Annotated in this window: 12 protein-coding genes and 1 pseudogene; 7 read left to right on the top strand and 6 right to left on the bottom strand. The window is 66.9% G+C overall.

Features of this window, described 5'->3' with window-relative positions:
• Positions 1-14 precede the first annotated feature (14 nt).
• Complete coding sequence (locus tag ACP7AG_RS16830; protein ID WP_426013960.1) at positions 15-1,229, top strand: NADP-dependent isocitrate dehydrogenase; 1,215 nt, start codon at positions 15-17, stop codon at positions 1,227-1,229.
• Positions 1,230-1,313: 84 nt separating this feature from the next.
• On the opposite strand, the gene ACP7AG_RS16825 is transcribed toward ACP7AG_RS16830, so the two are convergent.
• Positions 1,314-1,757, bottom strand: a complete 444-nt coding sequence (locus tag ACP7AG_RS16825; RefSeq protein ID WP_426032230.1) for a GNAT family N-acetyltransferase — start codon at positions 1,755-1,757, stop codon at positions 1,314-1,316.
• 19 nt (positions 1,758-1,776) lie between these two features.
• Complete coding sequence (locus tag ACP7AG_RS16820; protein WP_426032228.1) at positions 1,777-2,112, bottom strand: ArsC/Spx/MgsR family protein; 336 nt, start codon at positions 2,110-2,112, stop codon at positions 1,777-1,779.
• Positions 2,113-2,333: 221 nt separating this feature from the next.
• Here ACP7AG_RS16820 and ACP7AG_RS16815 point away from each other — a divergent pair, with 221 nt between their 5' ends.
• The 3 genes from ACP7AG_RS16815 (at position 2,334) to ACP7AG_RS16805 (ending at position 4,759) form a co-directional block, all read left to right on the top strand.
• Positions 2,334-2,912, top strand: coding sequence for a DUF2939 domain-containing protein (locus tag ACP7AG_RS16815; protein ID WP_426013964.1), 579 nt, complete (start codon positions 2,334-2,336; stop codon positions 2,910-2,912).
• 100 nt (positions 2,913-3,012) lie between these two features.
• Entirely contained in the window at positions 3,013-3,996 is a 984-nt protein-coding gene (locus ACP7AG_RS16810; RefSeq protein WP_426013965.1) for an AEC family transporter, read from the top strand.
• A gap of 157 nt (positions 3,997-4,153) precedes the next feature.
• On the top strand, positions 4,154-4,759 hold the full coding sequence (locus ACP7AG_RS16805) for a DUF1003 domain-containing protein (protein WP_426032226.1): 606 nt from the start codon (positions 4,154-4,156) through the stop codon (positions 4,757-4,759).
• Between the two features lie 100 nt (positions 4,760-4,859).
• Here ACP7AG_RS16805 and alaS read toward each other — a convergent pair whose 3' ends face one another.
• Positions 4,860-7,514, bottom strand: coding sequence for an alanine--tRNA ligase (alaS, locus tag ACP7AG_RS16800; RefSeq protein ID WP_426032224.1), 2,655 nt, complete (start codon positions 7,512-7,514; stop codon positions 4,860-4,862).
• Positions 7,515-8,112: 598 nt separating this feature from the next.
• The gene (gene recA / locus ACP7AG_RS16795; RefSeq protein WP_426013969.1) at positions 8,113-9,183 is read right to left on the bottom strand and encodes a recombinase RecA; all 1,071 of its coding nucleotides are present in this window, start codon (positions 9,181-9,183) and stop codon (positions 8,113-8,115) included.
• Between the two features lie 310 nt (positions 9,184-9,493).
• Here recA and ACP7AG_RS16790 point away from each other — a divergent pair, with 310 nt between their 5' ends.
• Positions 9,494-11,098, top strand: a complete 1,605-nt coding sequence (locus ACP7AG_RS16790; protein WP_426032222.1) for an EAL domain-containing protein — start codon at positions 9,494-9,496, stop codon at positions 11,096-11,098.
• Positions 11,099-11,101: 3 nt separating this feature from the next.
• On the opposite strand, the gene ACP7AG_RS16785 is transcribed toward ACP7AG_RS16790, so the two are convergent.
• The gene (locus ACP7AG_RS16785; protein ID WP_426032220.1) at positions 11,102-12,949 is read right to left on the bottom strand and encodes a DUF885 domain-containing protein; all 1,848 of its coding nucleotides are present in this window, start codon (positions 12,947-12,949) and stop codon (positions 11,102-11,104) included.
• A gap of 129 nt (positions 12,950-13,078) precedes the next feature.
• Entirely contained in the window at positions 13,079-13,456 is a 378-nt protein-coding gene (locus ACP7AG_RS16780; protein WP_426013975.1) for a YybH family protein, read from the bottom strand.
• 88 nt (positions 13,457-13,544) lie between these two features.
• Here ACP7AG_RS16780 and ACP7AG_RS16775 point away from each other — a divergent pair, with 88 nt between their 5' ends.
• The gene (locus tag ACP7AG_RS16775) at positions 13,545-14,066 is read left to right on the top strand and encodes a GNAT family N-acetyltransferase (RefSeq protein ID WP_426013977.1); all 522 of its coding nucleotides are present in this window, start codon (positions 13,545-13,547) and stop codon (positions 14,064-14,066) included.
• A 170-nt stretch (positions 14,067-14,236) separates the two neighbouring features.
• Positions 14,237-14,315, top strand: a pseudogene (locus ACP7AG_RS16770) (IS5/IS1182 family transposase); the annotation flags it as partial.

Genomic DNA, 14,315 nt, shown 5'->3' with positions numbered 1-14,315 from the left:
GGAAAGCCCCTGCAATGGCCAAGATTAAAGTCGCCAATCCCGTCGTCGATATGGACGGCGATGAAATGACCCGGATCATCTGGAAGCTGATCAAGGACAAGCTGATCTTTCCGTATCTGGACCTGGAGCTCGACTATTTCGACCTCAGCGTCGAGAACCGCGACGCCACCAACGACCAGGTGACCATCGACGCGGCCGAGGCCACCAAGAAGCACGGCGTCGCCGTCAAGTGCGCCACCATCACCCCAGACGAACAGCGGGTCACCGAGTTCAATCTCAAGAAGATGTGGAAGTCGCCGAACGGCACCATCCGCAACATCCTGGGCGGCGTGATCTTCCGCGAGCCGATCATCTGCCGGAACGTGCCGCGCCTGGTGCCGGGCTGGACCCAGCCGATCATCGTCGGCCGCCATGCGTTCGGCGACCAGTACAAGGCCACCGACTTCCTGTTCCCCGGCAAGGGCACGCTGACGATGAAGTTCGTCGGCGAGGACGGCGTGGTGATCGAACACGAAATCTACAAGTCCCCGTCGGCCGGCGTGGCCATGGGCATGTACAATCTGGATGAGTCGATCCGCGACTTCGCCCACGCCTCGCTCGCCTATGGCCTGGGTCGCGGCTATCCGGTCTATCTGTCGACGAAGAACACGATCCTGAAAGCCTATGACGGCCGCTTCAAGGATATCTTCCAGGAGATCTTCGACGCCGAATATGCCGAGGCCTTCAAGGCCAAGGGCATCCACTACGAGCACCGCCTGATCGACGACATGGTGGCCTCGGCCATCAAATGGTCGGGCGGCTATGTCTGGGCCTGCAAGAACTATGACGGCGACGTTCAATCCGACATCGTGGCCCAAGGCTTTGGCTCGCTGGGCCTGATGACCTCGGTGCTGATGACCCCGGACGGCAAGACGGTGGAAGCCGAGGCCGCCCACGGCACGGTCACCCGCCACTATCGCCAGCACCAGAAGGGCCAAAGCACCTCGACCAACTCGATCGCGTCGATCTTCGCCTGGACCCGTGGCCTGGCCCACCGCGCCAAGCTGGATGACAACGCCGAACTGACGGCCTTCGCCCACACCCTGGAAAAGGTCTGCGTCGACACTGTTGAGAGCGGCTTCATGACCAAGGACCTGGCCCTGCTGGTCGGGGACCAGCAGTCGTGGCTGACCACCGAAGGCTTCCTCGACAAGATCGACGAGAACCTGAAGATCGCGATGGCGGTCTAGGTCGCGAACCGTCATCGACGGAACAGAAGCAGCGCCCCTCGGGAAACCGGGGGGCGTTTTTCGTTCGCGGTGGGCTTAAACAATCTAGCGGCGTCGCCAGTGGTAGGTCACGTCAGGCATCTTCTCTTCGTTGCGTGCGCCGTCGGTCAGCTCTTCGACCAGGAAGCCATGCCGCTGGTAGAGAGTCCGGGCTCTGAGGTTTGACTGGAATGTGTAGAGCCGCAGTTCATCTTGCTGGTTCTGGGCAAGTCGCACCAAGGCGCCGCCGATCCCCTGCCCGTGGAAATCCGTGTCCACATAGAGATGGTCAATCCATCCAGGCAGCAACGCGAGATGTCCACGAAGGATGGCGTCCTCGAACGCGCCCCAGACAGGACCCTCGACCATCACCCTGTCACGATAGAAGGCGGCGAATTCGGCTTCGGAGTGAAGCGACGTGTCGTAGCCGGGGATCAAGGCCCCGGCCCGGCGATGGAGCGCCGCGGCCTGCGCACCCTCGTCGTTAGTGATGAGCCGCAGCGTGATCATGGCCGCGCCGCTCGGAAGATCAGCGACGCGAGGAACATGGCGCGACGATTTCGCCATCTTCCTTGCTGAAGGTGTCGATCGGTCGATCGACCAGGATGGGGGTAGCGACCGTCGCCTCCAGGATCTGATCTTCGGTCGCCGTCCCGTCCGCCAAGCCCAGCTCGCCGGCCGGGGCGCCCTTCTCGCGCAACAGGTCGCGGAGACACGCCCCCGCCCGAGCCGACAGGTCGCGCAATTGGTCGCCCGTCCAGCCGACGCTCAGATACTCGACGACCGTCGGCGCATAGCCCGCCGCCTCGACGATGGCCACGACGTTGCGCGAGGTCCTGCAGGCTGCGGTTGTGGAAGATGACAATGGGGAAGTCAGCTTCGGACACAGGATCGCTTTCAATTGAGGGACAAGGCGGGTCGCGGCGCATTGAGGATTTCCATGGATTGGAGCGGTCTGGCAAGGCAGGTCGGTGTTTGCGGGCGTACTGTCTGAAATCCCATGCTCGCGTGGCGCGAGAAGCCTTGCGGCGCGCTGGGGATTAGGGTGTCTATGCTGGCGTTAAACTTCTTCGCGCGGGGGCGGCGATGACCTTTCAGAAACGGCTGTGGGACCTGGTGGTCCTGGCGATCTTCGTCTTCGCCGCCGCCTTCGCCACCGCACCCTGGTTTGCCTTTCGCGCCCTCAAGGCCGCCGCCCAGTACGAGGACGTGCAGGCGATCAGCGAACTGGTCGATTTTCCCGCGGTGCGTCGCAGCCTCACCAGCGAGTTGAACGACGCCGAGCCCGCCGCCGTGGCGCCGGCCGAACCGCCGTCGATCTGGCGCGACCCGCTGGGGGTCTTCAAGCGGGCCATCGAGCCGATCGCGCCGCGCGAGCCGAAGGTGGATCGCTATCTGACCGTCGCGGGGCTGTCGGCCCTGACCCGCGGCTATCCGCCGGGCATGGCGCCGACCGCCGCCGCCAAGCCCGTCACCGCCATGGACAAGGCCAAGGCGGCCGTCACCGGACCGCACGCCGCCATCGCCTACTGGGATCCCAACCGCGTGCGGATCGCCGTCAAACGGCCCGATGCGGCGGACAAGACCACGGTCTTCACTTTCCAGCGCGGCAAGCTGTTCGAGTGGAAGCTGGTGCATGTGCGCCTGCCGCAAGACGAGCGCTGATCGGGCGCTAGACCGCCGGCCGCCGCCAATGGTATCGACCTGCGGCCCACCTGGGCGGAGACCGCCGCGTGTCATCGTCCCGTAGCTTCCTGGTAGCGCCTTGATCCCCCTGCTGTTCGACGTGCCGCAGCGGGTGCTGCCCTTCTTCCTGCTGGTCGCGGCCGGGGTCACCCTGGCGCGGCTGCGGCTGTTCGACGCCCGGATGTCGACCGGCCTGTCGAGCTATGTCTACTGGATCGGCTTTCCCGCCCTGCTCATCCATTCGCTGTCGCGGGTCGGTATCCCCGATCGCGCCCTGACCCTGGGGCTGTCGGCCTATGGCGCCTGCGCCTTGCTGGTGGTGGCCTTGATGGTCGCTCTGGGCGTCGCGCTCCGCTGGACCCGTGAGGAACGGGCCGGGGGCGCCTTGTCGGCGAGCCTGGGCAACAGCGCCTTCCTGGGCCTGCCGATCGCCGCCGCCGTGCTTGGCCCCGAGGCCGCCCGCGTGTCGGCGGGCGTTGTGGCGGTCGATTTCGTGGTCGTTGCGGCCATCGGCGTGGGGCTGCTGGGCTGGGCCGGCGGACGCTCGACCTGGCGCTCGCTGATGCAGGCCTTGCGCAATCCGATCGTGCTGGCCGCCATCACCGGCACCGCCATGGCCCTCCTTGCCCTGCGCCTGCCCGACGTGCTGGATCGCGCGGTTGGCGCCGCGGCGGCCTCGGGTAGCCCCGCGGCCTTGGTCGCCTTGGGCGTGGCGCTGGGCCTGACCGGCCTGCCGGCCGCCGGTGTTCCTTCCGATCCCCCCACCGAGGAACCGGCCCCGATCCCGCGCTGGGGCCCAATCGTCGTCGCCGCCGTGGCCAAGCTGATCCTCTTGCCCATCGCCACCTGGTTCGCCACCGGCCTGGTCGACGCGCCGCTGATCTTCCGCCTTGGCGCGACACTGATGGCCGCCACCCCGACGGCGGTCAATGTGTTCATCCAGACCAAGGCCTACAGTGTGTTCGAACGCGGCGGGGCGCGGATCGTGGCCCTGACCACGGCCGCCTCCTGCGTCACCCTGTCGGTCGCGGCGATCCTGCTGGAACGGGTTCTGGTCCGCTAGATCCGCGAAACGTCCGTTACCGCCAAGGCTTGGGCGGCAGCTCGCTTGACCTAGGTTTTGGTGAACACCTCGCGAGATCTGGTGAGCGGGAACGATGAGCAACGGGCGCCGTTGCGGTGACTGACAGTCTCCCGGGCTGCCCAGGGAGATACAGACGATGGCCGACACCGAGGGTCCGGGTGGACCATCCCATCGCGCCGCCGATGGCCTCGCCGACCATGAGGTTGATACGGTCGAGGCCGTCGCCTGCCTTCATCGCGACCATTACCGGCGGGCCAGCAGCCTTCAGCGGTTGATCGACAGCGCCACAGAGCGGCTCGGCCGGCCCGCCGCCGCCGTCTTTCTGACCGTGGTGATCGCAGGCTGGGCGGGCTTGGCGGCGTGGCGCGGGGGCGGCCGGGTCGATCAACCGTCATTCGCCTGGCTGGAATTGGCCGCCACCCTGGCCGCCCTGCTGGTGGCGATCCTGATCCTGGTGACCCAGAGGCGCGAGGACCAGCTTGCCGACCGCCGCGCCCAACTGACCCTGCAGCTGGCGCTGCTGGCCGACAAGAAAAGCGCCAAGATCATTCAGCTCCTTGAGGAACTGAGGCGCGACGCGCCCAACATCGCCGACCGGGTGGACACCGAGTCCGAAGACATGGCCAAGCCCGCCGATCCCCAAGTCGTCGCCGCCTCCATCGAAGAGCAGGCCGGCGGCAGCGGCCTGGGCAGTCCTGACAGCGCCGAAGCGACCTCATGGGAACGTCGCCAAAGGCCCTAGAGCATTTCCCGACCTGACTGCGTCAGGCCGTGAGCTCTAATCTCTTGTTTTGACGCATTTTTCTTCACGCGAACCGGAACCTCTTCGCTCGAAAAATGCTCTAGCCTGCCAGCGCCGCCTTGATGGCGTCCAGGCCCGCCTGGGCCTTGGTCGCGTCGGGCGCGCCGCCTTGGGCGAAGTCGGCCTTGCCGCCCGCGCCTTGGCCGCCCATGGCCAGAACGGCCGCCTTGGCAAGCTCGGCGGCGCTGAACCGGCTCGTCAGGTCGGCGGTGACGGCGACCGTCACGGCGGCCTTGCCATCACTCGTGCCCACCAGGGCCACGACGCCGGACGTCAGCTGTTTCTTGAACTCCTCGGCCACGCCGCGCAGTTCCTTGCCGCCCACGCCGTCCAGGACACGAGCGATCAGGGCCGTCCCCGCGACGTCCTCTGGACCCGAAGCCGGGCCCGAACCACCGCCCAGGGCGAGCTGCTTCTTGGCGTCGGCCAATTCGCGCTCCAGGCGCTTGCGGTCGGCGATCAGGGCGTCGACCCGGGCGGCGACCTCGGCGACCGGAGCCTTGAACTGGTCGGCCAAGGCCTTGGCGACGCCAGCCTGGTCAAGCAGAAAGCGGCGGGCCGCCTCGCCGGTCAGGGCCTCGATGCGCCGGACGCCGGCCGCGACCCCCTGCTCGGAGACGATCTTGAACAGGGCGATGTCGCCGGTGCGGGCCACGTGGGTGCCGCCGCACAGCTCGACCGAATAGGCCTTGCCGTCCTCGGTCAGCGACTTGCCCAGGGTCAGGACGCGGACGCTGTCGCCGTATTTCTCGCCAAACAGCGCGATGGCGCCGGCCTCGATGGCCTCCTGGGGCGCCATTTCCTTGGTCTCGGCGGGCGCGTTCTGGCGGATCACCTCATTGACCTCGGCCTCGATGCGCTCGATCTCGTCGGCGGTCAGCGGGCCGCCGTGGCTGAAGTCGAAGCGCATGCGGTCGCCATCGACCATTTGGCCCTTTTGAGCCACGTGCGGGCCCAGAACATGGTGCAGGGCGGCATGCACCAGGTGGGCGGCCGAGTGGTTGGCGCGGGTGGTGGCGCGTTTGCCGGCGTCCGCCGAAGCGACGACCTGATCGCCGACCTTTAGCGGGCCGGCCAGTTCGACGCGGTGCACATACAGCTCGCCGGCCTGTTTCTGGGTGTCGAGCACCCGGCTCTCGACGCCGTTCGCCTCGATCACGCCGGTGTCGCCGGCCTGGCCGCCGCTCTCGGCGTAGAAGCCGGTGCGGTCGAGCAGGACCTCGACGGTCGTGCCCGCCGTGGCGGCGTCGGTTTCCGCGCCGTCGATCAGGATCGCCTTCACAACGCCCGTGGTCTCGGTGTGGTCATAGCCGGTGAACTGGGTCGGGCCGGCGCGTTCCTTGACGCCGAACCAGGCGGCGGCGGCCCCGGTCTGGCCGGAGCCCGCCCAGTTGGCGCGGGCCATCGTGCGCTGGCGGTCCATGGCCACGTCAAAGCCGTCGGTGTCGACGGTGATGCCCTTGGCGCGCACGGCGTCCTGGGTCAGGTCGAGCGGGAAGCCGTAGGTGTCGTAGAGCTTGAAGGCGGTCTCGCCGTCCAGCACGCCGCCGGCCGTCAGGCCCGCGGTGGCGTCGTCGAGCAGGCCCATGCCGCGGCCCAGGGTGACGCGGAAACGCTCCTCTTCCTGGCGCAGGGTGTCGACGATAGAGGCCTCAGCGCGGCGCAGTTCGGGATAGGCCTGGCCCATCTGCGCCACCAGGGTCGGCGCCAGGCGGTGCATCAAGGGCTCGCCCGCGCCCAGCAGATAGGCGTGGCGCATGGCCCGGCGCATGATCCGGCGCAGCACATAGCCGCGGCCTTCGTTCGAGGGGGTGACGCCGTCGGCCAGCAGGAACGAGGACGAGCGCAGATGGTCAGCGATCACCCGGTGCGACGGGGCCTGGTCGCCTTGCGCCTTCACCCCGGTCAGCTCGACGCTGGCGGCGATCAGGGCCCTGAACAGGTCGATGTCGTAATTGTCGTGCACGCCCTGCAGGATGGCGGCGATGCGCTCCAGGCCCATGCCGGTGTCGATCGAGGGCTTGGGCAGCGACAGGCGATCGCCGCCGGCCATCTGCTCGAACTGCATGAAGACCAGGTTCCAGATTTCGATGAACCGGTCACCGTCCTCATCGGGGCTGCCGGGGGGGCCGCCGGGGATGTGGTCGCCGTGGTCGAAGAAGATTTCCGAGCACGGGCCGCAGGGGCCGGTATCGCCCATCGACCAGAAATTGTCGTTGGTGGCGATGCGGATGATGCGGCTGTCATCCAGACCCGCGATCTTCTTCCAGAGATCGGCGGCCTCGTCGTCGGTGTGGTAGACGGTGACCAGCAGCTTGTCCTTGGGCAGGCCAAACTCGCGGGTCAGCAAGGTCCAGGCGTGGGTGATCGCCTGTTCCTTGAAATAGTCGCCGAACGAGAAATTGCCGAGCATCTCGAAGAAGGTGTGGTGGCGGGCGGTGTAGCCGACATTGTCGAGATCATTGTGCTTGCCGCCGGCCCGGACGCACTTCTGCGACGAGGTGGCGCGCGGATAGGGCGGGGCCTCGGCGCCGGTGAAGGCGTTCTTGAACGGCACCATGCCGGCATTGACGAACAGCAGCGTCGGATCGTTCTGCGGCACCAGCGGCGCCGAGGGCGTGATCGCATGATCGGCCGCGCCGAAATAGTTCAGAAAGGTGCTGCGGATCTCGTTCAGGTTGGGTCGGCTGGTCATCGGCGTCTCGGGTGTTCGTACTGGATCCGGTCGAACCGGAGGTCGGGGCTGCATAGCGCGGTTTCAAGCGGAGTGGAAACCACGTTGGTCGTTGGGGTGCAGGCCGGGGCTTGAGATCCTCCCCCGTAGGGGAAGTGTCGGCAAAGCCGACGGAGGGGGTGTGAGCGGCGCAGGTCACCACCCGACTCAGTCGACCCCACACTCCCACACCGGTCGCTTCGCGACCGCCTCCCCCACGGGGGGGAGAGGACTTGGGTGGTCGAGGCGGCGGAGCCGCCGGGGCTCTTCGGGCCACCTCCTCTTAGGAAGCGAGACCTACCGGCCAACTGAGCAGACCCCTCCGTCCCCCGAAGCGGGCGGCTCCTCCCCTTGAAGGGAATTGGCAGATAGCGCGGTAAACCCCCTCCGGCCCTGCGGGCCACCTCCCCCTGCGTGAGAGGATTGTCGGAGAAACGAAATCGGACGCCTGGCATGGGGTCCAGGCGTCCGGGGATCGCGGCCTGCCGAGGCGGTATTCCACGGCGGCTATAAGGCGGGGTCGCACGCTATGGAAACGGCGGCCGCGAAACCTGTGTCAGGTCAGGCGCTGGGCCTGGACCTAAGCTTCGTCGCCCTCCTCCGGGCCGCCGACCAGAAGCTCTTCCTCGATCTTCTGCGACGACTTGCGGACGGCGGCCTCGATCTCGTTGGCCAGATCCTTGTTAACCTTGAGGAACTCGCGGACATTGTCGCGGCCCTGACCGATGCGCTGACTGTTATAGGAGAACCAGGAGCCGGCCTTGTCGATCACCCCGGCCTTGACGCCCAGGTCGATGATCTCGCCCAGCTTGGAAATGCCTTCGCCATACATGATGTCAAACTCGACCTCGCGGAACGGCGGCGCCACCTTGTTCTTGACCACCTTGACCCGGACGTTGTTGCCGACGATCTCGTCACGGTTCTTCACCGAGCCGGTACGACGGATGTCCAGGCGGACCGAGGCGTAGAACTTCAGGGCGTTGCCGCCCGTGGTGGTTTCCGGGCTGCCGTACATCACCCCGATCTTGTGACGGATCTGGTTGATGAAGATGACGATGGTGTTGGTCTTGTTGATCGAGCCGGTCAGCTTGCGCAGCGCCTGGCTCATCAGGCGGGCCTGCAGGCCCGGCAGGCTGTCGCCCATCTCGCCTTCAATTTCCGCCTTGGGGGTCAGGGCCGCGACCGAGTCGATGACCACCACGTCTACGGCGCCCGAGCGCACCAGGGTGTCGGTGATCTCCAGGGCCTGCTCGCCGTTGTCGGGCTGCGAGACCAGCAGGTTGTCGAGATTGACCCCCAGCTTGAAGGCGTAGCCCGGATCGAGCGCGTGCTCGGCGTCGACGAAGGCGGCGGTGCCGCCGGCCTTCTGGACTTCGGCCACCACGTGCAGGGCCAGAGTGGTCTTGCCCGAGCTTTCCGGACCGTAGATCTCGATCACCCGCCCCTTGGGCAGGCCGCCGATGCCCAGAGCGATGTCGAGGCCCAGCGAGCCGGTGGACACCGACTCGATCTCCATCTTACCCTTTTCGCCCAGCTTCATCACCGAGCCCTTGCCGAACGCCCGGTCGATCTGCGCCAGCGCCGCTTCAAGAGCGCGCTGCTTGTCGCCGTCTTCTTTGCCCACGAGTTTCAAAGCCGCCTGATTGCTCATTGGAGATCCGCCCTTATTCCATGATTCCGACCGGCAGATCGGAGGTTCGCGCTCGGCGCGCCCTTCGCCTGTGGAATGATTAACGAGTACATGCTTTGTTCCGTGTTCACAAGATGTTCTTTTCTCGTGGCGCGGAAGCGATGAGGACGGTCTATCGGCTATATGCGTCAGAAGCGGTCACATAGTTCGCGACGCAAATCGCCGCCCTGCGACATTTTCTCGCGCCCTGCGGTCGAGCTTTCGTCCGCGCCTCAACCGCTCCTTAACAGGCAGGCGCTCATGGTGCCCTCTTCCCGGGGGGAGCACCGTTTTGTCGATCGATCCGCGCCGTCTACTGGGCCTGGCCTTCGCCAGCGCCGACCTGCTGATGGAAGTCGAGAATGGCCAGGTGATCCTGGCGCTCGGGGCGGCCCAGCGGATCATGGGCCTGGACGAGCGTTCGATGATGGGCCGGGTGTTCCGGGATCTCTTCACCGCCGCCGACCGCCCGCTGGTCGAAGCCGTGCTCAATGTGATGAGCGATGGCTTCCGGCGCGGACCCGTCACACTGCGCATGGCCGGCGAGCCGCCGCGTCACGTCAATCTGACCATGCGCGCCCTGCCCGACAATGGCGGCCGGATTTCGGTTTCGGTCACCCCCGCCCCCGCCCCTTCGGGCCAGGTCGACGAGATCGGCCTGCGCAGCCGCGAAAGCTTCGAGGATATCGCCCGGGGCCTGTTCGAGGCCGCCCGGGTCACCGGGCTCGAGCTTGAACTCGCGATGGTCGACTTCTCGGGCCTGGACGTCGTCCGCGACCAGCTGTCGCCTCGCGAGGCCCACGCCCTGGACGTCAAGCTGGCCGGCGCGGTGCGGGCCGAGTCGCACGCCGGCGGCATGGCCACGCGGCTGTCGTCCGAACGCTTCGCCCTGGTGCGGACCAAGTCCGACCATCCCGATGACATGGCCCAACGCCTGACCAAGTCCACGACGCTGACGGCCACCGCCCATGTCGTGCCGCTGGACGCCGGCGTCGCCCCGGCCCGCGGGCTGAAGGCCCTGCGCTACGCCTTGGACGATTTCCTTCGCGAGGGGCTGAAGGACTCCCCCCCGATCAGCCTGTCGGAAGCCATGAACCGCTCGGTCAAGCGCACCCTGGCCAAGGCCGGCGCCCTGGGCGTGGCGGTCAGCCAGCGGCGGTTCACCTTGGCCTACCAGCCGGTGGTCAACCTGGCGACGGGGATCGCCCATCACCACGAGGCCTTGGTGCGCTTCGAGGACGGCGGCAGCCCGTTCCAGTTGATCCGCATGGCCGAGGAGCTCGACCTGATCGAGGAGCTGGACCACGCGATCGCCGAGATGGCCGTCCAGCGTCTGGCCGGCGACCGGACGGGCGCCATCAAGCTGGCGGTCAATGTCTCGGGTCGGACGATCGTCAACGAGGGCTTCGTCGATCACATCGGCCGCCTGCTGGCCAAGCATGACAAGGCCAAGGGTCGCCTGATCTTCGAGATCACCGAATCCAGCGCCATCGACGATCTGCCCCGCGCCAACCAGCATATCCAGGCCCTCCGAGGCCTCGGCTCACTGGTGTGCCTGGACGATTTCGGGGCTGGAGCCTCGTCCTTCGCCTATCTGCAGGAACTGAGCCTGGACATCGTCAAGATCGACGGCCGCTATGTGCGCGAACTGGCCGGCAGCGGCCGCGACGGAGCCATGGTCCGCCACCTGGTCCAGATGTGCCGCGACCTGAATATCCGCACCGTCGCCGAGATGGTCGAGACCGTCGAGGTCGAGGAGGTCGTCCGCAAGGCCGGGGTCGATTTCGCCCAGGGCTGGCTGTTCGGCAAGCCGGCCGACAAGCCGCAGCCGGCGTTGAAGGTGGCCTCCGTCACCCCGGCAGCACGGCGGGCCGGGATTTCGGAAGGCTGGGGCTAACCCCTATTTGCCGGCCTTGGTCTTGACTACGTAGTCGTCCACCACGCGGTCCAGCACGACCAGCGGCGTCATGCCGGCCAGCAGGCCCGCGTCGTGGAACTGGCGGATGTCGAACCGCTTGCCCAGCGCCTTGCGAGCCCGTTCGCGGGCCCTCAGCCAGGTGATCTTGCCGATCATGTAGCTGCAGGCCTGGCCCGGCCAGACCACGTAGCGTTCGATCTCGGTGATCGTGCCGCTCTCCTCGTCACCCATGGTCTCGGCCATGTACTTGACCGCCTGTTCGCGGCTCCACCTCTTGTGGTGCATGCCACTGTCGACCACCAGGCGCACGGCCCGGAACAGGGCGTCGTGCAGCATGCCGATATGGCCGAAGGCGTCGTCCTTATAGATGCCCATCTCGACGGCCAGCTGCTCTGTATAGAGCGCCCAGCCCTCGGTGTAGCCGGAATTGCCGATGGTCTTGCGGATCAGCGGCAGGCCCTTGGCCTCGTTCGAGATCGACAGCTGCAGGTGGTGACCCGGGACGCCCTCGTGGACGGTCAGGGTGGTGAGCAGATATTTCGGCTGCTCGGCGGTGTCACGCAGATTGATCCAGTAGATGCCCGGACGCTTGCCATCCAGCGACGGCGAATTGTAGTAGCCGCCCGGCGCGCCGGCCTCGATGGCCTTGGGCACGCGGCGGATCTCCAGCGGGGCCTTGGGCAGTTCACCGAAATAGGCCGTCAGCTGCTTGTCGATCCACTTGGCCTTGGCGTTGAGGTCGGCGATCAGCTGTTCCTTGGCCGCGTCGGTATTGGCGTAGATCTGGGCGGGATCGGTGGCCAGGGCGCGCATCTTCTCGCCCGCCGTGCCCTTGGTGATCCCCCGGCTCTTGAACAGCACGTCGATCTGCGCCGACAGCGACTTGACCAGGTCCAGACCCAGCTGGTGAATCTCGTCCGGCGTGATGCTCGAGGTCGTGTAGTTCTTCAGCGACACGGCGTAGTAGTCGTCGCCGTTCTTCAGCCGCCAGACGCCGGCGTCATGGGTGGCCTTGGGGCGGACGCTTTCCAGCAGGGCGATCTGGCGCTTGAGGGCGGGCAGCACCGAGGTCTCGTAGATCCTGGTCGCCTCGCCGGCCCAGTCGCCGGGGATGGTCTTGGCCTTGGTCCGGCGGGCCACCGAAAGCACCAGCGGCGCCTCGGCGACGGGCGTGCCGGCGAAGGCCTTCATCTGGATCAGGGCCTTGTCGATCACGAAGTCCGGCGGGATCACGCCGTCGGCGAAGTCGCGGGCGGCGATGGCTGACTCCTGGTCCATCAGCCGGGCAAAGGCCTCCAACCGCGACAGATAGGCGTCGGCGTCTTCCTTGGTCTCGATGGCGTGCTGGGTGTCGAGGAAGTCGGGACAGGACTGGTAGGAGCCGGTCAGCTGGCTGAGCACATAGGGCGCGCCGGAGCCGCCGCCGGCATAGCTGAACTTGCTGTTGCCCTCATCCTGCACGGCTAGGGTGAACTCGACGGTATCGTAATTGACCCCGTCCATGCCGGTCAGGGCCTTGCGGTCTATGGCGCGCAGGTCGGCCAGCTGCTGCCTGGTCTGGGCGACGCCGGCGGCGATGGCGGCGGACGAGCGGTCGGCCAGCAGCGACTTGGTCCAGGCCAGGTCGCCGACGTCCATGCCCAGGCCCGTGGTGGTCTCGGGCGACTGGCGCAGGGTCTTGGCCATGAAGGCGTCGAACAGGGCGTTCAGCCTGGCCGCCTCGCCGGTGGCGGCGGCGGCGGCGGGCGCGTCGGCCAGGGCCAGGCTGGGCGCGCTGGCGGCGAAGCCCGCCGCGACGGTGGACAGCAGCATCTGACGACGGTTTTGCATGGCGTGGGTCCCCTTGCCCTGGATCTAGCTGGGCAAAGGCCTAGAGGGCCTTGCCCGGCGCGGCAACGGCGGCGGCATTAATTTCCCGTCATCTTGCGGCCAAGCGCATGTTTCATGCGGCGGACCGTGTCAGCTCAAGGTCACGAACAGCTCGTTCTCGATCACCCACTGGCCGGTGATCTTGCGCCAGGTCGCCAGATAGGTCCCGCTTGTATCCGCCACGCCGCGCGTCGTGCCGACCCAGGTTCCGTGCTCGGCGGCCCGGTCGCCCTGGGCGTCGCTCACGACCCGTTCGGTGGTGCGGACATAGGCGACGAAGGCCGGGTCGGTGAACTGGCTGGCGAAGGCGGCCAGCACGTCGTCGCGACCCAGGATCAATGACCCGTCGCCGACGATCACCTTGATGTCCAGCGCGAAGAACGGCGCCAGGCGACGCGCGTCCTTGCCGGCGATCAGCCTGTTGGTCAGCTTACGGCGGGCGGCGATGGCGTCGGTGGGCGAGGTCATGGGCAAGCGCTCGAGTTGCATGTGGCTGGCGGGCCGTACGCCGGTATAGGCTGCGCCCTGACCGTCGCAAACAGGAGGCCCCGACCGCATGTCGTCCCTGCCCGTGCTGACCACCGCACGCCTGACCCTGGCCCCGCCGGAGCGGTCCGACTTCGAGGACAGCGTCGCGCTGTGGAGCGACCCGATGGTCACCCGCCATGTCGGCGGCCGCACCTCGACGCCGGAGGAGAGCTGGGCGCGCCTGCTGCGGGCCCGCGGCCTGTGGTCGTTGCTGGGCTACGGCTATTGGGGCGTGCGCGAGACGGCCACCGGCCGCTATGTCGGCGAGGTGGGGTTCGCCGACTTTCACCGGGCGCTGGAGCCGTCGATCGACGGAATTCCCGAGATGGGCTGGGTGCTGGCGCTCTGGGCGCATGGGCAGGGCCTGGCGTCGGAGGCCGTGACGGCGGGCCTGGCCTGGGGCGAGACGGTGTGGGGCGAGGGTCCCGTGGTCTGCATCATCGATCCGGACAACGCCCCGTCGCTGAAGCTGGCAAGGCGCATGGAGTTCGTCGAGGTGGCGCGGACGATCTACAAGGACGGACCGACGGTGCTCTTGCGGCGGGGCTAGAGCATTTCCCGACCTGACTGCGTCAAGCCGTGAGCTCTAATCTTCTGTTTTGACGCATTTTTCTTCACGCGAACCGGAACCACTTCGCTCGAAAAATGCTCTAGGGCCTGGTGACGATTTAGGATTCCCGTCGAGAGGCGGTTCTGATTCAACGCTGCTTTTTGGAGGCGGTGTTGGAAGGCGAAGTTCTTCGGGACGATCAGTGGGCTCGGATCGAGCCATTTGTGCCGGGCGGGCGCAAGGGCAAGC

The organism is Caulobacter sp. DWP3-1-3b2, assembly GCF_049896325.1.
GTDB lineage: Bacteria > Pseudomonadota > Alphaproteobacteria > Caulobacterales > Caulobacteraceae > Caulobacter.
Note: the sequence above shows the minus strand (reverse complement) of the source record. Positions and strands in the feature narration are given on the sequence as shown.

Excerpts from the sequence above, each read along its gene's own strand:
- ACP7AG_RS16830 (WP_426013960.1), top strand. The coding sequence starts at position 15 with ATGGCCAAGATTAAAGTCGCCAATCCCGTCGTCGATATGGACGGCGAT.
- ACP7AG_RS16825 (WP_426032230.1), bottom strand. The coding sequence starts at position 1,757 with ATGATCACGCTGCGGCTCATCACTAACGACGAGGGTGCGCAGGCCGCG.
- ACP7AG_RS16815 (WP_426013964.1), top strand. The coding sequence starts at position 2,334 with ATGACCTTTCAGAAACGGCTGTGGGACCTGGTGGTCCTGGCGATCTTC.
- ACP7AG_RS16805 (WP_426032226.1), top strand. The coding sequence starts at position 4,154 with ATGGCCGACACCGAGGGTCCGGGTGGACCATCCCATCGCGCCGCCGAT.
- alaS (WP_426032224.1), bottom strand. The coding sequence starts at position 7,514 with ATGACCAGCCGACCCAACCTGAACGAGATCCGCAGCACCTTTCTGAAC.
- recA (WP_426013969.1), bottom strand. The coding sequence starts at position 9,183 with ATGAGCAATCAGGCGGCTTTGAAACTCGTGGGCAAAGAAGACGGCGAC.
- ACP7AG_RS16785 (WP_426032220.1), bottom strand. The coding sequence starts at position 12,949 with ATGCAAAACCGTCGTCAGATGCTGCTGTCCACCGTCGCGGCGGGCTTC.
- ACP7AG_RS16780 (WP_426013975.1), bottom strand. The coding sequence starts at position 13,456 with ATGACCTCGCCCACCGACGCCATCGCCGCCCGCCGTAAGCTGACCAAC.
- ACP7AG_RS16775 (WP_426013977.1), top strand. The coding sequence starts at position 13,545 with ATGTCGTCCCTGCCCGTGCTGACCACCGCACGCCTGACCCTGGCCCCG.